22 protein-coding genes and 1 pseudogene are annotated in these 19,926 nt (G+C 41.1%); all 23 read right to left on the bottom strand.

The annotated features are described in order from the left end of the window. The 23 genes and pseudogenes from ccmA to P7M01_RS04830 all read right to left on the bottom strand — a co-directional run bounded on the left by ccmA (position 1) and on the right by P7M01_RS04830 (position 19,918). Positions 1 to 636 (bottom strand): cytochrome c biogenesis heme-transporting ATPase CcmA, encoded by a 636-nt coding sequence (gene ccmA / locus P7M01_RS04940; protein ID WP_317483198.1) that lies wholly within the window; start codon positions 634 to 636, stop codon positions 1 to 3. A gap of 147 nt (positions 637 to 783) precedes the next feature. Continuing rightward, positions 784 to 1,614, bottom strand: a complete 831-nt coding sequence (cpdA, locus tag P7M01_RS04935; RefSeq protein ID WP_202935946.1) for a 3',5'-cyclic-AMP phosphodiesterase — start codon at positions 1,612 to 1,614, stop codon at positions 784 to 786. Between the two features lie 142 nt (positions 1,615 to 1,756). Next, the gene (gene nudF / locus P7M01_RS04930; RefSeq protein WP_317483199.1) at positions 1,757 to 2,380 is read right to left on the bottom strand and encodes an ADP-ribose diphosphatase; all 624 of its coding nucleotides are present in this window, start codon (positions 2,378 to 2,380) and stop codon (positions 1,757 to 1,759) included. A 108-nt stretch (positions 2,381 to 2,488) separates the two neighbouring features. Further along, positions 2,489 to 3,214 (bottom strand): 4'-phosphopantetheinyl transferase family protein, encoded by a 726-nt coding sequence (locus P7M01_RS04925; protein ID WP_317483200.1) that lies wholly within the window; start codon positions 3,212 to 3,214, stop codon positions 2,489 to 2,491. Continuing rightward, the gene (locus P7M01_RS04920) at positions 3,214 to 3,462 is read right to left on the bottom strand and encodes a hypothetical protein (protein WP_317483201.1); all 249 of its coding nucleotides are present in this window, start codon (positions 3,460 to 3,462) and stop codon (positions 3,214 to 3,216) included. The genes P7M01_RS04925 and P7M01_RS04920 overlap by 1 nt, the downstream gene beginning before the upstream one ends. Before the next feature lie 92 nt (positions 3,463 to 3,554). Further along, complete coding sequence (htpG, locus tag P7M01_RS04915; RefSeq protein WP_317483202.1) at positions 3,555 to 5,441, bottom strand: molecular chaperone HtpG; 1,887 nt, start codon at positions 5,439 to 5,441, stop codon at positions 3,555 to 3,557. 193 nt (positions 5,442 to 5,634) lie between these two features. Further along, positions 5,635 to 6,222 carry an opacity family porin gene (locus tag P7M01_RS04910; protein WP_317483203.1) on the bottom strand — a complete coding sequence of 196 codons (588 nt, stop codon included), beginning with the start codon at positions 6,220 to 6,222 and terminating at the stop codon, positions 5,635 to 5,637. Positions 6,223 to 6,284: 62 nt separating this feature from the next. After that, a complete protein-coding gene (locus P7M01_RS04905; protein ID WP_317483204.1) occupies positions 6,285 to 6,797 on the bottom strand; it encodes a SprT family zinc-dependent metalloprotease in 513 nt (170 codons plus the stop codon). Between the two features lie 75 nt (positions 6,798 to 6,872). Continuing rightward, on the bottom strand, positions 6,873 to 7,481 hold the full coding sequence (locus P7M01_RS04900; RefSeq protein ID WP_317483205.1) for an opacity family porin: 609 nt from the start codon (positions 7,479 to 7,481) through the stop codon (positions 6,873 to 6,875). A 141-nt stretch (positions 7,482 to 7,622) separates the two neighbouring features. Beyond that, the gene (metK, locus tag P7M01_RS04895) at positions 7,623 to 8,774 is read right to left on the bottom strand and encodes a methionine adenosyltransferase (protein ID WP_202935953.1); all 1,152 of its coding nucleotides are present in this window, start codon (positions 8,772 to 8,774) and stop codon (positions 7,623 to 7,625) included. A 123-nt stretch (positions 8,775 to 8,897) separates the two neighbouring features. Then, the gene (gene ndk, locus P7M01_RS04890; RefSeq protein WP_317483206.1) at positions 8,898 to 9,323 is read right to left on the bottom strand and encodes a nucleoside-diphosphate kinase; all 426 of its coding nucleotides are present in this window, start codon (positions 9,321 to 9,323) and stop codon (positions 8,898 to 8,900) included. Positions 9,324 to 9,332: 9 nt separating this feature from the next. Further along, on the bottom strand, positions 9,333 to 10,643 hold the full coding sequence (pepB, locus tag P7M01_RS04885) for an aminopeptidase PepB (protein WP_317483299.1): 1,311 nt from the start codon (positions 10,641 to 10,643) through the stop codon (positions 9,333 to 9,335). Between the two features lie 97 nt (positions 10,644 to 10,740). Continuing rightward, positions 10,741 to 11,283 carry a dTDP-4-dehydrorhamnose 3,5-epimerase gene (gene rfbC / locus P7M01_RS04880; protein ID WP_317483207.1) on the bottom strand — a complete coding sequence of 181 codons (543 nt, stop codon included), beginning with the start codon at positions 11,281 to 11,283 and terminating at the stop codon, positions 10,741 to 10,743. Further along, positions 11,280 to 11,420: pseudogene (locus tag P7M01_RS04875) on the bottom strand (sugar nucleotide-binding protein); the annotation flags it as partial. The gene rfbC and the pseudogene P7M01_RS04875, both read right to left, overlap by 4 nt. Positions 11,421 to 11,473: 53 nt before the next feature. Next, complete coding sequence (rffG, locus tag P7M01_RS04870) at positions 11,474 to 12,580, bottom strand: dTDP-glucose 4,6-dehydratase (RefSeq protein WP_317483300.1); 1,107 nt, start codon at positions 12,578 to 12,580, stop codon at positions 11,474 to 11,476. Positions 12,581 to 12,594: 14 nt separating this feature from the next. Further along, complete coding sequence (locus tag P7M01_RS04865) at positions 12,595 to 12,789, bottom strand: excalibur calcium-binding domain-containing protein (RefSeq protein ID WP_394853430.1); 195 nt, start codon at positions 12,787 to 12,789, stop codon at positions 12,595 to 12,597. 47 nt (positions 12,790 to 12,836) lie between these two features. After that, entirely contained in the window at positions 12,837 to 14,255 is a 1,419-nt protein-coding gene (wbaP, locus tag P7M01_RS04860; protein WP_317482143.1) for an undecaprenyl-phosphate galactose phosphotransferase WbaP, read from the bottom strand. A gap of 21 nt (positions 14,256 to 14,276) precedes the next feature. Further along, a complete protein-coding gene (locus P7M01_RS04855; protein WP_317482144.1) occupies positions 14,277 to 15,299 on the bottom strand; it encodes an alcohol dehydrogenase catalytic domain-containing protein in 1,023 nt (340 codons plus the stop codon). Next, positions 15,300 to 16,007: an IspD/TarI family cytidylyltransferase gene (locus P7M01_RS04850; RefSeq protein ID WP_317483209.1), complete on the bottom strand. Its 708-nt coding sequence runs from the start codon at positions 16,005 to 16,007 to the stop codon at positions 15,300 to 15,302. A gap of 13 nt (positions 16,008 to 16,020) precedes the next feature. Then, on the bottom strand, positions 16,021 to 17,019 hold the full coding sequence (locus P7M01_RS04845; RefSeq protein WP_317483210.1) for a glycosyltransferase family 2 protein: 999 nt from the start codon (positions 17,017 to 17,019) through the stop codon (positions 16,021 to 16,023). After that, the gene (locus tag P7M01_RS04840; protein WP_317483211.1) at positions 17,020 to 18,081 is read right to left on the bottom strand and encodes a glycosyltransferase family 4 protein; all 1,062 of its coding nucleotides are present in this window, start codon (positions 18,079 to 18,081) and stop codon (positions 17,020 to 17,022) included. 1 nt (position 18,082) lies between these two features. Further along, on the bottom strand, positions 18,083 to 18,808 hold the full coding sequence (locus P7M01_RS04835; RefSeq protein WP_317483212.1) for a CDP-alcohol phosphatidyltransferase family protein: 726 nt from the start codon (positions 18,806 to 18,808) through the stop codon (positions 18,083 to 18,085). A 3-nt stretch (positions 18,809 to 18,811) separates the two neighbouring features. Further along, entirely contained in the window at positions 18,812 to 19,918 is a 1,107-nt protein-coding gene (locus P7M01_RS04830; RefSeq protein WP_317483213.1) for a glycosyltransferase family 4 protein, read from the bottom strand. Between the last annotated feature and the right edge of the window lie 8 nt (positions 19,919 to 19,926).

The raw sequence follows: 19,926 nt of genomic DNA, 5'->3' as shown, positions 1-19,926 counted from the left end.
TTATTCCAAAAACTTGTAAAAATCTAACCGCACTTTATCCAGTATCCGGCTCGGCACGTCCTGATGACTGGTTAAAATCACGATACCGCCGTTTTTCACATGCCGTTCAAAATGTTCCGTCAGCACAGTTACGCCGTGTTTATCAATGGCATTAAAAGGCTCGTCCAAAATCCACAACGGCGCTTGCGATAACCACAAACGGGCTAGCCCAATACGTTTTTGCTGCCCGGCGGAAAGCCGGCCGGCGGCAATATCTTCACGTCCCGCCAATCCCACCGTTTCCAGCGCCTGCCATAATGCCGATTCGCTTTGCTCACAGGCGGAAATTTTTTGGTAAAAGCGCAAATTTTCCCACGCGGTTAATTCGGGTTTCACACCGGAAAGATGACCTAAATACAATAAATCCGCGTGAAATTGTTCGCGACACAAAGAAATGTCCTCACCGTTCCATTGCACACGGCCCGTTAACGGCTGCGTCAATCCCGTAATTATGCGTAACAGACTGGTTTTACCAATTCCGTTATATCCTTCAATTTGCACGAAATCGCCCGATTTAAAGGTTAAAGACAAATCGGTAAATAAAACTTTATCGCCCCGTTGGCAAGCAATTTGTTCTAATTGAAGTTGATGAAGCATAAAAAATCCGATCATAAAATAATGATAGATTCTAACATAAGCTATTAGGAAGTCGTAGGAAATTGAGGCGGAAGAGTTTAACCATTTAGGGGTAATGAGCGCAAAAATTGCGTTAAATCAAAAAGATCGGACAAGCCGATCTTTAGGTTAATAACCGTCTTCACTCATATTCGGTAAGAAACTGGCTTGCTGAATACGGCGAACGTAGGTTTCAATTCGCCCGTCGCCGTGCAGAATAATTTCACGCCAGCCGGGTTGCAGCGTATCCAGCTCAAAATGATTGCTATCCGGCTTAAACTGAATACAGGTGGAAGGCGTCGACATCACGCGGTATCCGTTCCAAATACCGTCCACCGCCTGATGAATATGCCCGTAAACAATACCTTTCACATTGTTGAATTCCGCCAATATCTGCGCCAATTCATTGGCGTTGCGCAGGTTATGTTGATCCAACCAGGCGGAATGGGTTGAAAGCAAATGATGATGCAGCGCAATCAGCGCATAACGAGCCGGTTCCGCTTTCAGTTTATCGTGTAGCCAATCCAACTGATATTCCGTCAAACTGCCGTGCGGCACGCCGAAAACCTGACTGTCCAGTAACAGCACCTGCCATTTTTCACCTGCCAGAATCTGCTTTTTTGCGCAAATGTTACCGTGACTTTTATTCAGCAATTCATTCATTTTCGGCTGAAAATCATGATTACCCGGCAACCAGAAAACCGGTTTTCCCAGCGATTGCACCATCTCGCAAAAGCGCAAATAACCTTCGTCCGAACTGTCCTGCACCAAATCACCCGTTGCCAAAACCAGATCCGCCTGAAACGGCGAAGCCTGAATTTCCGTTAAGACCTGGTTAAAGCTGGCGCAAGTATTTATCCCCAATAACTCGCTGCCGGCGTCCTTAAATAAATGCGGATCGGTGATTTGTAGAATGCGTATCTCATCCGAATCCGTGTCATATTGATACGTGTTAATCATGGGATTCTCCTGTTCCCCATCCAATATCGCAATCGCAAGATTATCCGCTTCAAAAAAATTTGCACCTGTTAAAATGCTAAAATGTTACAGAGATCATATTTCTGTACAAAATTTTTGCTAAAAATGCCACATTCGTCACATTTTACAACCAAGCCTGTTGCAATTTTTTATAATTGAGTTGCAACCACAACAAGCCTAACACGGCAATGCTGTTATCCACTTTGCCCCGTTCAGCCCATTCATAAGCGGTTTCCCGGGCCACTACATGCACTTTAATGTCTTCGTGCTCTTCCGCTAATCCGTGCAAACCTTTAGCTTTCGAACTATCCACTTTGCCGGCAAACAAATGAATACGTTCCACCGTGCCTCCCGGACTGTCCCACACGCTCAAGGCATGGGTCAAATTCGTCACCTCGACGCCGGCCTCTTCCTGACTTTCACGCACGGCAACCTCTTGCGGCATTTCGCCTTCTTCCACCATACCGGCAATCAGCTCCAGCAACCAGGGCGAACCGGATAAAGCCGGATTATAGGCCCCGATACGAACCTGTTCTACTAAAATCACCGTGTCCCGCTCGGGATCATAAGCGATAACGGCAGAAGCGGCGCCTTTCACCAATAATTCACGAACCACTTCGCCGCTCATGCCGCCGGCAAACAGTTTATGGCGGAAATGCACCCGTTTTAATTGAAAAAAGCCATCATAAAGTGGCTTCTCATTAAGAATTTCAATATCATTCTGACTAAATTGTTGGATATCTGCCATGATTTTTCCTTATTTGAGAACGGTTCTAAGAATACTAAAAAATCGTGCGTATTTTGATAATTTTTATTGAAAAATTTGAGGTGCGTCACAAATTTTTTGCCTATTCGGTTAAAAATTGACTAAATATTCGACCGCACTTTTGAGCGAATACGAGCAAAGCCCCTGCGGCGACCAGTAAAAATATTGCGCCTCGTTTAATTCGTTTCCCGCGGCAAACGCTGCGAGGTAAAACGGCAGTTCTTCGAAAAAAAACAAGCGACCGGCAGGGCAATGCGCCGAACGGATTTGTAACCGCTCCGGCCAATGTTGCACTTCGCTCAGTTTCATAATGCCAACGCCCTGGGATTTCAACACCGCTTCGCGCAGGCACCAGCAACGATAAAATCCCGCGGCAACATCATTCTGTCGCGCCAGCCAACGCTGTTCCGCCGGCGGCGCGAAATGCGCCAAAAGTGCGGTAAAATTTCGTTCCGTTTTTGGCATTTCAATATCAATGCCCACTATCGGTTTGGCGGACGAAACCGATAATATCACCGCCACCCAATCGCCGGAATGAGAAATGTTAAAATCGACATGTTCCGACGGAAATTCAGGGCGACCGCTGTCGGTATAATAAATCTGCGGCAAAAATGCGGTATCGATTTGCGCCTGCCGGCATAACCGCCATAACAGAAAATGGGCGAGCCGGCGGCAGCGATGACGTTGCCGAACGCGCGCGTTTCCTTGGAGCGGATGCTCAACCGATTGACGCAAACGTTCGGGAATCAACTCCGGCGGCAGCAGTTGAAACGGGTAATCCTGCCGAATATTGCCCCAAGCGATGAAAGTTGCCATTATTTTACCTGATGACGCAAAGTCAATAAGCCGTTTTGGACGGCTTTGGCTTGCGTGTTTTGAATTTGAATCGGCATTTTATTCTTTGTCGTCGTCTGGCGGGCATGAACGCGACGGCGATTTTTTTCATCCCGAATATCCGTCATACGCTCATCCGTTTCCATGAAAAATTTTTGACATGCAAAAGGAAACGCCCGCGCATTTTTCATACGCAGCAACATAGCCGTCACACAGAAAAATTGCTTCATTAAATTACCCGTTCAAATCTAAAAAACATCGAAAAAAATGACCGCACTTTACTGCAAACAGCGGCAAAGTGCGGTCATATAATGCGCTAAATCTAGCCGGCAAGCAAGGTATTCACGCGTTTAATAAAGGCCGCCGGATTGTCCAACGTGCCGCGTTCCGACAACATGGCTTGTTCCAACAGCAATTCCACCCAGTTGGCGAAAGCGGATTCATCCGTCAATTCCGCCACTTTTTTCACTAAATCGTGATCCGGATTTAATTCAAAGGTGTATTTCACTTCCGGCACCGGCTGACCGCTCATCGCAAACAATTTCGCCATTTGCGTGGTCATTTGATCGTTATCCGTTGACACCACCGCCGGCGTATCGGTTAAACGATGGGTTAAACGCACATTTTTTACTCGTTCGCCCAGCAAGGTTTTCACCCGTTCTACAAAACCGCCTAAGGCTTCGTCCTGCGCTTTCTCTTTTTCTTCTTCGGCTTTATCCGCCAAATCGCCTAAATCCAAATCCGCTTTGGTAACGGATTGCAGCGGTTTGCCGTCGAATTCCGTTAAATAGCTCAACATCCATTCGTCGATACGATCGGAAAGCAGCAACACTTCAATGCCTTTTTTATTGAATAATTCCAGGTGCGGGCTGTTTTTCGCCGCCACATAACTGTCGGCGGTAATGTAATAAACGGCTTTTTGCCCTTCTTTCATGCGGGCGATGTAATCTTCCAGCGACACAGTTTGTTCGCTGCTGTCCGTATGCGTGGAAGCGAAGCGGAATAATTTGGCGATTTGTTCGCGGTTGGCAAAATCTTCGCCTACGCCTTCCTTCAAGACCAAACCGAATTCTTTCCAGAACAAAGCGTATTTTTCCGGTTCGTCTTTCGCCAGTTTTTCCAGCATTTGCAAAGCGCGTTTCGTCAAAGCTTTGCGCAACGCCGCCGTGGTTTTATTGTCCTGCAGAATTTCACGGGAAACGTTTAGCGGCAGATCATTGCTGTCTAACAAACCGCGCATAAAACGCAGATAATTCGGCATGAACACTTCCGCGTCATCCATGATAAAAACCCGTTGTACATAAAGCTTCAAACCGTGTTTTTGATCGCGGTTGAACAAATCCCACGGCGCTTTGGACGGCACATAAAGCAAGCTGGTATATTCCTGATTACCTTCCACTTTATTATGTTGCCACACCAAAGGATCGGCAAAATCGTGGCTGATATGTTTATAAAATTCTTTGTATTCCTCGTCGGAAATCTCGCCTTTTGCGCGCGTCCACAACGCCTGCGCCTTATTGATTTTTTCCCATTTTACGCCGGTTTCTTTGCCTTCGTCGTCGAGTTCTTTGGTCAGAATTTCCACCGGCAACCCGATGTGATCGGAATATTTTCCGATAATTTCACGCAAACGCCATTCGTTTAAAAATTCTTTTTCGTCTTCTCGCAAAAACAGCGTAATTTCCGTGCCGCGATCTTTTTTCTCAATATCTTCAACGGAATATTCGCCTTCGCCGGCTGAAGTCCAAAGTACACCCTGCTCCGCCGGCACGCCTGCGGCGCGGCTGCGCACTTCCACTTTATCCGCCACAATGAAAGCGGAATAAAAACCCACGCCAAACTGACCGATTAACTGGCTGTCTTTAGCCTGATCCTGCCCAAGTGCGGTCAAAAATTCCTTCGTTCCCGATTTCGCAATGGTGCCGAGATGTTCCATCGCCTGTTCGCGCGTCATACCGATACCGTTATCGCTTACGGTAAGCGTGCCTTTTTTCTCATCAAAACGAATGCGCACTTTTAAATCGCCGTCGCCTTCATACAATTCCGGCGCGGAAAGGGCTTTGAAGCGCAATTTATCCGCTGCGTCCGAAGCATTGGAAATCAATTCGCGTAAGAAAATTTCCTTGTTGGAATACAGGGAATGAATCATTAATTGCAGAAGCTGTTTCACTTCCGTTTGAAAACCAAGAGTTTGCTGATTATTGCTCATATTAGTTGTCCTATTCGTTCAAGGTCTTTAAATTGACTTTGTTGATATAGGCATTATTTCGCAAATTTCAACCGCACTTTGAGGAAAAATGTGAGGGTTTGGCTAAATTTCCGGCAAAAAAGAAAAAGTGCGGTCAAAAAAACTCACGTTTTTTTCCCGCACTTTACACAACAATTAAGATCGACGTTAAAACTTAGAATGTGTAACGTACACCGATTTTTGCACCGTATTGATTAAGTTTTACGTCGTCCACTTCGCCAAGACGGTTATATTCCGCGGCGACATTCAAATCCCAACTCGGCGCCAGATTATAAGTGACCCCGACCACGGCGCCGTAGCCGAATTCGGTATCCGAATCAGAATAGTGGAAATAATCGGAAACTTCGTTAAAGTCATCGTTAACTTTGATGTGGTTAGCCGAGAGACGTACGCCGACATAAGGTTTCAGGGCGGTATTCAGATCAAAATCATAATAAGCCGACACGCCGAAACCATAAGCTTTCACTTCGGTTTCTCCCGAACCGTAATTACCGCCTTCGGACCAACCGTAATTATCGTCGCCTTTACCGTAATAAGTGTAGTCTAAGGCAAAGCGCCAATCGTTGATTTTATAACCGACGGCAACGCTTGGAGAAAATGAGCCGTCACTGATTTCATCAAAATCCAAACCGGACGTTTTTAATCTGGAATAACCCGCATTACCTTCAACATACCAGTTCGCGCTGGCAACGCCGCTGAATAATAATGCGCCTAATGCCATGGCTAATGTTGTCTTTTTCATAAATCCCCCTTCGTTATTATGTTAAAAAGTTCAGCTAAATATAACACACCCCCGCTGAAATTTCACGGACAAATTTCATCCGCCGGTACCAATCGTCCTTGGCAGATCTGGCATAAATAAACCGCACGTTCCCGTTGAATTTTATTGTGGCGTCGCACGGAAAGCCGATGAATACGGCAGGCGCAACGGTAAGCGAAGGTTTTGCCCTGCACGGATGCGACATCAAACCGATGATAGGTTTCGGCGGGCAGCTGAAAGACTTTTGTCATCACCGATTGCCATTCTTCGCCGTGAGGCTTCACTCTGCCAAACAGTTGATACACAATCAAATGCGCCAATTCGTGCGGCACCACTTGATTCACAAATTCCGTCGGATTTTCCAACAGTAAAGTGCGGTTAAATTTTATCGTGTTTTTTTGCAGATACGCCACGCCCGCTTTCACACCGCGCACCTCATAACTCACCGTCGGCACGGCAAAAGTGCGGTCAAAAAATTGCTCGGATTTTTGTAAACAGTCGTTCAGTTTACGTTGAACCTGCATTTTCAAATGACGAAATCGGGTTTGTTGGTCCATGGAAAATATTTTAGTTTTACAGAAAACAAAGGCACGCGTTAAAAACGCGCGCCGTTCATTTATTTCGGTTGAAAATTAGAAGCTGTAACGCACACCCACTTTCGCACCGTATTGATTATATTTCACATCATCGTATTTCGCTAAACGGTTATATTCCGCCGCTACGTTTAAATCCCATTGTGGCGCAAAATTGTAGCTCACCCCCACAATCGCCCCATAACCGAATTTCGTGTCGGAATCCGAATAACTGCCGCTCTCTACCATATTACCGGTGTTGTCGGAATAAATAGCGTAATTTTGTTCGGTCTTAATATGATTAGTTGAAAGACGGACACCCACATAAGGTTTCAAAGCGGTATTAGTATTGAAATCATAATAAGCGGAAACCCCGAAACCGTATGCTTTGATTTCTTCATCCCCTACTTCATGCTCTTGGTAATACTGCCAGCGGTAGTCTTCATTGGCTTTACCGTAATAAGTATAATCTACGGCAAAACGCCAATCGTTAATTTTGTAACCAAGTGCAATGCTTGGTGAAAATGAATTGTCTTTGAGATCATAACCGTCACCACCTGATGTTTTCAGTCTGGAATAACCGGCATTCCCCTCAACATACCAATTTGCACTGGCAACACCACTGAAAACCAATGCCCCTAGTACCATAGCTAATGTTGTCTTTTTCATGGATTACTCCTTGTTATTTATGTTAAAAATCCGATGTCAATATATCACAATCCCACAAGGTTTTCACAAGTATTTATACACGACATTGCAAACAAAAAAGCACGCGCCTAAACACGTGCTTTTCATCAATTACGGTTAAATTTATAACCCGGCGGCCGCTCTTAATTCGGCGGCGCGATCGATTTTTTCCCACGGGAACTGTTCGCGGCCGAAGTGACCGTAAGCGGCGGTTTCGCGGTAAATCGGTTGAATTAAATTCAACATTTTGATTAAACCGTACGGACGTAAATCAAAGAATTCGCGTACCAGTTTCACCAATAATTCGTTTGCCACTTTTCCGGTTCCGAAGGTTTCCAACATAATGGACGTCGGCTCCGCTATGCCGATGGCATAAGAAAGCTGAATTTCACAGCGATCCGCCAGACCTGCCGCAACGATATTTTTCGCTACATAACGGGCGGCATAAGCGGCGGAACGGTCGACTTTTGACGGATCTTTACCGGAGAAAGCGCCGCCGCCGTGACGCGCCGCGCCGCCGTAAGTATCGACGATGATTTTACGTCCGGTTAAACCGCAGTCGCCCATTGGGCCGCCAATGACGAAACGCCCGGTAGGGTTGATAAAATATTTGGTGTCTTTATCCAACCATTTCGCCGGCAATACCGGTTTGATGATCTCTTCCATCACGCCTTCGTGCACTTCTTTTTGGCTGACGTATTCCGCGTGCTGAGTGGAAAGTACCACGGCGTCAATGCCCACAATTTTATTGTTTTCGTATTTGAAAGTGAGCTGACTTTTGGCATCCGGACGCAACCAGTCAAGCGTGCCGTCTTTACGCACTTTTGTCTGACGTTCCATCAGGCGGTGAGCGTAAGTGATCGGCGCAGGCATCAATACTTCGGTTTCATTGGTGGCGTAACCGAACATAATTCCCTGGTCGCCGGCGCCTTGCGCGAGCGGATCTTCACGATCCACCCCCTGATTAATATCGGAAGACTGTTTGCCGATACCGTTTAACACTGCGCAAGAATGCCCGTCGAATCCCATATCCGAATGTCGGTAACCGATGTCGCAAATAACCTGACGGGTAATATTTTCAATATCCACCCAGGCAGAGGTGGTAATTTCGCCGCCGACCAGCGCCATGCCGGTTTTTACGTAAGTTTCACAGGCGACACGCGCTTTCGGGTCCTGTTTGAGAATTTCGTCTAATACCGCGTCTGAAATTTGGTCCGCAATCTTATCCGGATGGCCTTCTGACACGGATTCGGAAGTAAATAAATAGGTTGACATGTTCTTTCCTTAAAAATGAGTTTAGCCGTTTAGACGGCTATAATACGCATTTTTACCTGAATTTCAATCTAAAAATAAAAAATCCCCCGGACAAGGTAGCCAAGGGATCATTTTCAGCCGTTTCTAGCGCCCGCAGATTTCGGTATCCACAAAAAAATAAGCGATTTCTCTGACCGCACTTTCTACGCTGTCCGAGCCGTGAACCGAGTTCCGCTGCCGGCTTTCGGCAAAATCTTTGCGAATCGTCCCTTCCGCCGCCTGCGCCGGATCGGTAGCGCCAATCAAAGTGCGGTAATCTTTTACCGCATTTTCTTTTTCCAGTACGGAAACCACCACCGGCGCCGACGTCATATATTCCACCAAGCCGTCAAAAAACGGTTTGCCCTGATGTTCCGCGTAAAAACCTTCCGCCTGCGGTTTGGTTAAATGCAACATTTTGATTGCCGCAATCCGAAAGCCGCTTTGTTCGAAACGGGCCAGAATTTGCCCGATTAAATGACGTTCCACCGCATCGGGTTTGATGATCGATAATGTTCTTTCTAATGCCATAATAAATTCCTATAAATTCGCTTTTGTCACTAATAAATTGGCCAGCGTTTGCACGCCGATTCCCGTAGCGCCCGCCGCCCACAAATCACCGGCGGATTTGCGGAAGGTGGCGGAACAATCGATGTGCAGCCAGTTTCGCTGATAATCTTTCACAAAATAAGATAAAAAGGCGGTGGCCGTACTCGCCCCCGCGCCGGATCCCGCCGGCACCGAACCCACGTTAGCAATATCGGCGAACTGCGAATTCACCTGCGAACGGTGGAAATCTTCAAACGGCAAACGCCAGAACGGTTCCCGCTCTTCTTTCGCCGCCTGAAACAAATCGGAAATTAAGTCTTCGTCCATAGACAACACGGAATGATAGTCGTTGCCCACCGCCACTTTCGCCGCACCGGTTAGGGTTGCCGCGTCGATGATGAATTCCGCCCGTTGCGCATCGGCGTCAATCAAACCGTCCGCCAACACCAGGCGTCCTTCCGCATCCGTATTCAGAATTTCAGCGCTGACGCCGTTGCGGTATGAAATAATATCACCCAGTTTCAAGGCGCGGCCGCTCACCATATTTTCCGCGCAGCATAAAAACAGTTTCACCCGCCGGTTCAAACCGTGAGCAATCGCCATGCCCAGCGCGCCGGTTAACAATGCTGCGCCGCCCATGTCCGAACGCATGGAATCCATGCTGTTGCTCGGTTTAATGCTGTAACCGCCGCTGTCGAAGGTGATACCTTTACCCACCAGACAAGCCAGCACCGGCGCCTCGGCATCGCCGGTCGGGTTAAAATCCAGCTGCAATAATGCAGGCGGATTCGCCGCGCCTTTGCCCACCTGCCAGATTCCCGCATAACCCTGTTCGCGCAAATCCTCCCCAAAAACGATGGAAAATTTGACCGCACTTTTCGCCGAATAAGCCTCCGCCTGAGCCTGAATAAACGCCGCGGCGCGGGTTGCCAGCTCCGTCGGCGTAATCACATCCGCCGGCAAATTGATGATTTCCCGCACAAAATCACCGCATTGAATACGCGCCAACAGCTCTTCGTGAGCCTCGCCCAATTCCGGAAATTCCACCGCCCAATCCTGTTTTGCGGTATAGAATCCCTGATAAAACGCCCAACAATTTTCCAGATTCCAGTTTTCGCCGCTCAACACCGCCTCTTTAATGCCCTGCCCGCGCAATTTACGCGCCGCTTTTTGCACTAAAGTGCGGTCAAAATTTTCATTGTTTTTTGACAAATGAATGACGGCCTGATTGTGGTTGAAACTGAGCGGCGCATTTTCGCCCCAAACATCGGGAGCGGGTTGCGCGGAAAGTAAAATATCCATGATTTTCTCCATAAAAAAACCGATATAGCTGCGTCACTATATCAGTTTTTCAGAATTTTGCATGCGTTTCGGCTGATTTCTGTTTGGCGCGCGTCGCCTAATCAAATAAAACGGCATCCGCCAGCAATTTTCCCGCCAAATCCTTGGCGGACAGATTCGGCTCGCCGGTCAGATTCCATTTGATGCCGATGTCGGGATCGTTCCAAAGCAAAGAATGTTCCGCTTTCGGATTGTAATAATCCGTGCATTTATAGGTAAATTCCGCCGTGTCCGTTAACACGTAAAAACCGTGAGCAAAACCTTCAGGAATCCATAACTGGCGCTTATTATCCGCCGATAAAATCTCGCCGATCCATTGCCCGAAGGTCGCCGAACTTTTACGCAAATCCACCGCCACATCAAACACTGCGCCTTGTACCACGCGCACCAGTTTACCTTGGGTGTTTTCCGTTTGATAGTGCAAACCGCGCAGCACGCCTTTCACGGATTCCGAATGATTTTCCTGCACAAAAGTGCGGTTTGCCACATTTCGGCGAAACCATTCATCACGAAAAGTTTCCATAAAGAAACCGCGTTCGTCGCCGAAAACCGTTGGCTCTAATAATTTTACTTCCGGAATTTTCGTATCGATAATTTTCATGATGAATACGCCTTAATGTTTTTGAGTGCTTTTCGCCAGTCGCTCGGTTCAATTCCAAATACCGCTTTGATTTTGCTTAAATCCAAACGGGAATTGGCGGGACGTTTGGCCGGCGTGGGATAATCGACGCTGGAAATTCGGTTTAAGTGCGGTCAGAATTTGCAAAGTTTTCTTAAATTTTGACTTCTCGTTACTTATGTATGCCCAGCCGCTCACGATTATAAGAACCATCCAACACACGGCTCCACCATTTTTTATTGGTCAAATACCATTCCACCGTTTTACGAATACCGCTTTCGAACGTTTCTTGCGGTTTCCAGCCGAGTTCGCGGCCAATTTTAGTTGCGTCAATGGCATAACGCACATCATGGCCCGGTCGGTCCGCCACATAAGTGATTAAATCTTCGTATTTTGTTATGCCTGCCGGTTTATTTGGCGCGAGTTCTTCTAATAAAGCGCAGATGATGCGAACTACCTCGATGTTCGATTTCTCATTGTGTCCGCCAATATTGTAAGTTTCACCAATTTTGCCTTCGGTTACGACTTTATAAAGTGCCCGGGCATGATCTTCAACAAAAAGCCAATCACGAATCTGCTGACCATTGCCATAAATCGGTAAAGGTTTGCCGTCCAAAGCATTCAGAATCATTAATGGAATGAGTTTTTCAGGAAAATGAAATGGACCATAATTATTAGAACAATTAGTCACAATCGTTGGCAAACCGTATGTACGTAGCCAAGCTCTGACCAAATGATCGCTTGATGCTTTTGAAGCCGAATAAGGACTAGAAGGTGCGTAAGGGGTAGTTTCCGTAAATAAATCATCGGTGCCTTCTAAATCACCATATACTTCATCCGTTGAAATATGATGAAAACGGAATTTTTTCTTTTTATCTTCCGGCAACCCATTCCAATAACTGCGCGCCGCTTCTAATAAAGTGTAAGTACCGATAATATTGGTTTCAATAAAATCAGCCGGACCGTCAATTGAACGGTCTACGTGACTTTCCGCCGCCAAATGCATAACGGCGTCAGGCTGATATTCGGTAAATACACGATCCAATTCCGCCCGATTGCAAATATCCACCCGTTCAAAAGCATAACGTGGACTATCGGAAACGGATTCGAGAGATTCAAGATTTCCCGCATAAGTGAGTTTATCCACATTCACCACGCTGTCCGGGGTATTGCGGATAATATGACGAATAACGGCAGACCCGATAAAACCGGCTCCACCGGTGATGAGGATGGTTTTAGGAGTTGTATTAAAGCGCTTACTGTTTAAATGAATATCCATTTGTTTCAATTAATCTATTTCTTTTTCTTTCTGCTACCGCCACAAATACTTTCACATGGAATGCCGTCATTATCTCTATCTAATCTAGACAAACCGCATTGTTCTAGATGATAACGAGCCTCAGAACAGCTATCCATTTCTTTACACGTTCTCTTAGAACAATCAAATTCTTTCGCCGAACTAAAGGAACACAAAGAGCAAAGTATAATAAGAAAGAAATATTTTTTCACTTGATCACCTGAAACAATCGTACTAATTAATAAGCTCCATCTCTATTCAAAACGACATTCACCGTTTTAAACAGAATCGCAATATCGTTCCATAGTGACCAGTTTTTAACATACCACGAATCAAAATAAACTCGGGTATCGTAATCGACATCATTTCGACCGCTCACCTGCCAAAGCCCGGTCATGCCCGGTTTAGCCATAAGATAGTAATCCACATCCTCCTGATAACGCTCCAATTCTTCTTTAACAATCGGGCGAGGACCAACAAGGGACATTTCGCCTTTTAATACGTTAAATAATTGAGGGAGTTCATCTAAACTGGTTTTGCGGATGAAAGCACCAATCTTAGTAATTCGAGGATCGTTTTTTAATTTAAAGTCCTTTTCCCATTCGGCTCGCGCTTCCGGATCTTTTGCCAGTAATTCTTCCAGTACTTCTTTAGAATTTACAACCATTGATCTGAATTTAAGACATTTAAAGGTTCTTCCGTTGCGACCGATACGAGGATGACCATAGATTGCATTACCGCCATCTTTTTTAACAGAAAAATATAAATAAAGTAAAACTGGAGATAACAGAGTAATAATTATCAAAGAACCTAAAATATCCATTGTTCTTTTCATAAAACGAGAGGAGCGTTTAGCTAAATTATTATTAACGCGCAATAACATGACTTCATAGCTAAAAATAAATGACATATCCGTGCTATATAACGGTAATCCGCGTAAAGTCGGGATTACTGAAACAGAACGATATTTATGAGTCGAAAAATATCTTAACCAGGAATCGCGTAATTCGTTTTCGTCTTCTTCCAAAGCAATAATAAATTGATCCGATTTTTTTGTTACCGATTTCCAAAGGCTTTGGCGATTTTCACTTAAAATTGGTATGTTAAGCTCTTTCAGTCGTGAATTCTCATTTGAAGCAATAAAATATTTTATTTTAAGTCCTAAATAAGATTCACTGGTTAAAGCATGATAAGCATCAATAGCGTTTTGCCCGCTGCCAATAATAATTGTATTGCGTAGATATAATCCTGATTTAATCAGGATTTTCTTTACACAAATCCGTCCCAAAGGCACAAAAATTAATGCTATCCCCCAAGTCAGCACCCATAAATAACGAGAAAAATACAGTTTAGAAAAAGCGACGGTCGCCAATTCAATAACAGCTAAAACAACTAAAGTACGTAATACCTCTTTTAACTCAAACCAAAACGGTTTGCGGTAAGTGTAATGACGTAATCGCATCCAATACCAGGCCACACCAAACACGGATAAAGCGATATGAATATAAAAACGTTGTTCTAATTGTTCTATGGGAACATAACGGCTTAGCTCACCCGTCCATAATTCGAGCATATAAAAAGCCAAAACAATGGACAAACTCAGAAATAAGAAATCAGTTAAAGCAAGTATAAATTTGCAAACAAGGCTTCTTTTCATTAAAAAATACTCAATTATTTATCATATATCCCATTTAAAAACAGTTTTAAATGATGTTGTTAAATCCGTGTCAAATGCGCGATAAATATCATTAATATTTTGAACGGGCTTATCCTCAAAAATAATATTTTTCAAACGGTTTTGAATACGCTTATTAGACATCATCTCTACTGCTCTTTCAAAATCTATTCGGCCAGAACGCGAAGAACCAATTACACTTAAACCCTTTTCAAGAATATCTCTAGTATTAACTGCGATTTTATTATCACTTACTCCCATTAAAATAACCGTTCCTTGTGGATTAATATAGTTAATAATGTCATCGATCGCATATTCACTTCCAGTTCCACCACAACATTCAAAAGCATGATCAAAAGATAAATCAGCAGGCAAATTAGTCGTTAAATGGGTTGAATCGACAAAATTAAACATATTAAGCTTTTCATAATTTCGGCCAATTACAGTAATTTTGATTTCAGGAAATAAATAATTTAATACCGTAGCTGTAATATAGCTTAAACTTCCATCGCCAAGAATAGCTATTCTTTCACGTCGAGAATGAGCAATTACGTCAAAACGTGCAACTGCATGCATGCATACACTTACAAATTCAGAAATGACTGCAACTTGATCTTCTATACCATCATATTTCACGACCCTATCCGGCGGTAATTGAACAACCTCTTGCATAAATCCATCAAAACCACTGGAAAGAAACTTAGTACCTTTCATATAGTTTTCATAGAAATCTTCATTACTTGCTTGAGGAGGTTGATTTGGAATCATTACAACCTTCTGTCCAACAGAAAAAGTTTTTGTCGGATCAGAAACAACAATACCACAAGATTCATGAATTAATGCCATAGGAAGCTTTTTTGCTAAAATTTTAGGATCTCGTTTTCCTTGGAAATAACGCTGATCTGCATGACACAGAGCCATATATAATGGCTTTATCAAAACCTTATTATTCTCATTAATTGAAATATCTTCATATTTAATTGTGATATTCTTTGGTCTAACAAGTTGAAATACTTGATTAAGCATTTACGCCTCCTCGAGCATACTTCGAGCAATTTTAAGATCCGTAATGGTCGTAATTTTAATATTTGAATATTCACCTTTTGCCAAAGCGACTTGTTTCCCACTAATTACAAAGATTTTACAAGCATCTGTTAGAATATTTTTTTGTTCTACTGAAAGTGCATTATAGAGCGATAGAAATTCCTGACATTTAAAGGTTTGCGGCGTTTGACCTTGATAAAGATATTTACGATCAGGAATATCCGTAATAATAGAATTATTCTTACTCTCTACAATTGTATCCGTTGCTTCAACAACCGTATCAACTGCATCATACTTTTTAGCTAATTCAATATTTTCTTTAATTGTTCGCAAGGTGACAAACGGACGTACCGAATCATGAGTAACAATAATATCTTCATTGCTAATTGGATGGAATGCTTGAATACTATTGATTACATTTTCGATTGTAGAATTACGATCAATACCACCTTCAGCAATAATAATACGAGATTTATGTTCACGTAGATATTTTTCAACTAAGTCTTCAGTATAGCCAACCCAGTCAGGATGAACACCAATCACAACTTTCTCAAATTCAGGAATTAGAAGAAATTTTTCAACTGTATGAATAAGAATAGGCTTAGCACCTAATTCTAAAAATTGCTTAGGCATATCCGTTATACCCATACGCGTGCCTTTGCCACCAGCTAAAATACCTGCGTAAATCATTATTATTTATCCTCTAATTCTTCTGAATGAAATGTCTATTAAGGAAACTCATTAAACCAAAAGTGAGATAATTTGTTGCTCTCAAAATCTTTAACTTTTTACCTAAGCTATTTTCAGAAAATAATTTATTACGACTTAAAATTTCATGCTCAAATGATAAAAACTCTTTTTTAGAAGTTTCTACATCCTTCATAGATAAGTGAATATTGGTATGAATTGTAATAATTTCCTCAATTAGACTCTCTAACAATCTTTTCTCAATAGCCGTTGCCTTTTCATATTGATTATAAAACCTGATCAGAGCAAAAATAACTGTTTTATGCATTTTTACATTCTTAATATAACTGGCCATACTCACACTTTGCGTTGGAGAACCAAGTCTATATCGATAGACCGGCTTATCAAAATAAGAGATAGTCTTAATATATGGCATTGGAAAAGTGTTATATTCTAAGTCCACATAGAAACAATTTTCATCAATATGAATTTGATTATCACGCAAAATATTCGTTTTTATGGTAATTGCATGCATTTTGGGTAATTCATTAATTTCAGATAAGAAAGATTCGTAATTATAGGTTGCTCTAGACTTGCTTACATTGTATGAATACACATCTTCACGTTTTGTATCTGTATATACTTTAACAAATGGAGAAATCACTTCATCATCATCAATTGTTGATAAATAATCAATCAATAAAGATAAATTTTCAGTATTTACCCAATCATCCGCATCCACAACTTTAAAATATTTACCTGTTGCGACCTTAATACCTGCATTAATAGTGGAACCATGCCCACCATTTTCTTTATCAACTATAACAATAGTATCAGAATAGTCTGATTTCAACTTACTAGCTATGGCTAATGTATTGTCTTGTGAACCATCATTCACAATAATAACTTCTAACTTATCTAAATTAGAAATAGATAACATTGTTGGAATAGTTTCAGGAAGATAGAGCCCAGCATTATAAGATGGGACTACAATACTCAATACTTTTCTATTCATTTATAAGCTCTCTATTAAATTTAACCATTGATCTAAAATCATATCTTTAGAAAACTTTTCAACATCTAAATTAGATTTGCTAGAAAATTCTTCTCTTAGAGTTTTATTCTCAATTAATTGACTAATTTTAGTTACCATTTTTTCCACATCAAATTCATCTATGATAAACCCATTTACCCCATTGCGAATTATATCTGAAGGACCTGTTGGGCAATTAAAGCTAACTATAGGTAATTTGAACTGTTTTGCTTCCAATAAAACTAACGGCAATCCTTCAAAATAAGATGTCATGACATAAATAGAGTGACCAGGGAATATATTTTCAGTTCCCTTAACTATACCCTTTAAGCAGATATTAGGTATGTCTTGTAATTTTTCTTTTATTTCTAGATTTCCATCTCCATAAATGTCCCATACCCAATCAGGATACTTATCATAAATCTTAGACGCAACAATAGCTAAAATATCATAGCCTTTTTGGAATGTAAATCGACCAACTGTTAATATTTTCTTAATACTTGGATCATATATTTCATTGACAACGCTGGTATCTATCCAATTATAAATAAATCCTATTTTGTCTTCAGGCACTCCATACTCAGTAATATAGTTTTCTCTATCTTCTTTTGTTAAAGTAATTATCTTTGTTGAATATTTGGCACCTAAATATCGTTGGAATAGATGTATAAGTCCTGGCTGCTTAAATTTTGTATTAGTATGTTCACAAAATACTGTTTTAATGCCTAAAAAAAGGCTAGATAGCAACATAAATAAATTTGTTGACACGCCAATAGAAAAAATAATATCAATTTTATTAGAAATAATGAACTTTCTTAATTTCATAATGTTAGATAAAAAACCATCTCTGATTCTTTTCCTACCTGAACCTAAATTAACATAATGAACTTTATCACTAACAGGATAAAAAGGTAATTTAGATGAATTTAGGCTTACTAAATACACATCATTATAATTTGCTAATTCATTAGCTAAATTTATAGCAACTTTTTCTCCACCATCAACATTATCAAATGTCCATTTTAAAAGAACTATCTTTTTCATATTATTTTTTTCTCAATAAAGAATGAAGGGAAGCAAACATAATTGCAATATTAATAACAAAATAAATTACTGTTAAATAATCTAGTGTTGTAGTCAAAATTGCAATAAAAAGAAATACCTGTGGAAGCCCCGTAATAGAAGTTAAATTTAAAGCTAAAATTTTTAATGGGCTAAATGTTTTTTTATCTTTTACACTCTCTGAAGCTGTATCAGTACCTACACTATTAATATATTTATGCATTACTAACCGTGGAAAAATCAAACTAATACTTGATAATGCACCTAAGATAATAAAATATTTAGACTCTAAACTAAGATTATCATAATTACTTGCAGCGACACCTGCTGATAAAAATGTAAAAGCCATACTTGCATATCCTGCCATTGCATCAATGACACTTCCATCTTTAGAAAATTGCTTTCTATAGCGTGCGAGATTTCCATCAACTCCATCTAGTAAATTCCATAAAAAAAACATAAACCAACCCAACATGAGCATTGATTTTGATTCAAAAAATGTCATCAATAGAAATCCAATAAAAATTGGAATAATTGAAATATACGATACTTGGTTTGGTGTTAAACTTGTTTTCAAAAAAGGAATAGTTAGCCAGTAAGACAATGGACGACCAATATAAAATGCAAAATAATCTTGCTTTGCAGATTCATATTTTTCTGGTGTCATGGTTTTATCTCGTAAATCACGATATTGCTCAATATAATTCATATATTATCCTTTAATTAATTTTTTAAACATCAATTCAATTTCACTCATTTGTCTTCTAATTGAAAATTTAGAAAGCAGTTTTTGATATGCGGCATTACCTAAATGTTCGCTCAATAGGGCATTATCCCTAAAAATCAAGGATTTCTTAACCGCACTTTCTAAATCCCCCTCATCAATTAATAGTCCTGTTACATTATCTTCAATAAGATCATTTATCCCACCAATATTAGTAGCTAATACTGGTTTCTTATGTTGCATATATTCAGCAACAGAGAGACATAATCCTTCCCATTTAGAGAATAAAACTGCTTGATCAAAAATAGCCAAATAATCTTGAGGATTGCTAACCCATCCAGTAATCAAAAAATTATCTTGCAATCCATACTCTAATATTTTATTTTCGATATCTGTTCTTAATTCACCATCTCCAACAATAATAAAAAAAGTATCATTTCTTAGCTCAAATACTTCTTTTGCAAACTCAATAAAAAACAATGGATTTTTCTGCTCACTAATTCGACCTACCATGCCAATAACATATTTTTCATTGATAGGGAAAACCATCCCATTATTTCTAGATGAATTAATTTCCACACCATTATAAATTAATGCCAATTTTTCCTTATTAAAGCAAACTTGTTTTGCCAAGTTATATTCAGATTGTGAAATCAAAATATATTTATCTGTAAAAAATGATAACACTGTTTCAATTAGCTTATAAAATAATTTTTTACCTAATGAAACATTCATTTTAAATGACCAACCATGTGGATTATAAACAACCTTACAGGGTAAAAAAATAGCCGCAAGCCTACCTATAACACCAGCAAAAGAGCTATGAAGATACAAAATATCTGGTTTACATTCTTTTAAAATACTTCTAATAAATAAGACATTCCTTACCAATTTAGGAAAAGAAAATGACTGTTCCATATTAAATTCATATAATTTTCTTATTTTCTCTTGATGACCCTTATAATTCCCAACATTTGGAGAAACAAGATAATTGATAAAACGTTCTGTATCTGAATATTTAAGGAACAATTTTATATATTGCTCTACTCCGCCACCTGAAACCTGAGATAAATGTAATATAGAGATCTTTCTCATCTAATGAC

This window comes from Exercitatus varius (assembly GCF_029577735.1).
GTDB classification, from domain to species: Bacteria; Pseudomonadota; Gammaproteobacteria; order Enterobacterales; family Pasteurellaceae; genus Exercitatus; species Exercitatus varius.
This window is presented reverse-complemented; position numbering and strand designations above follow the sequence as displayed.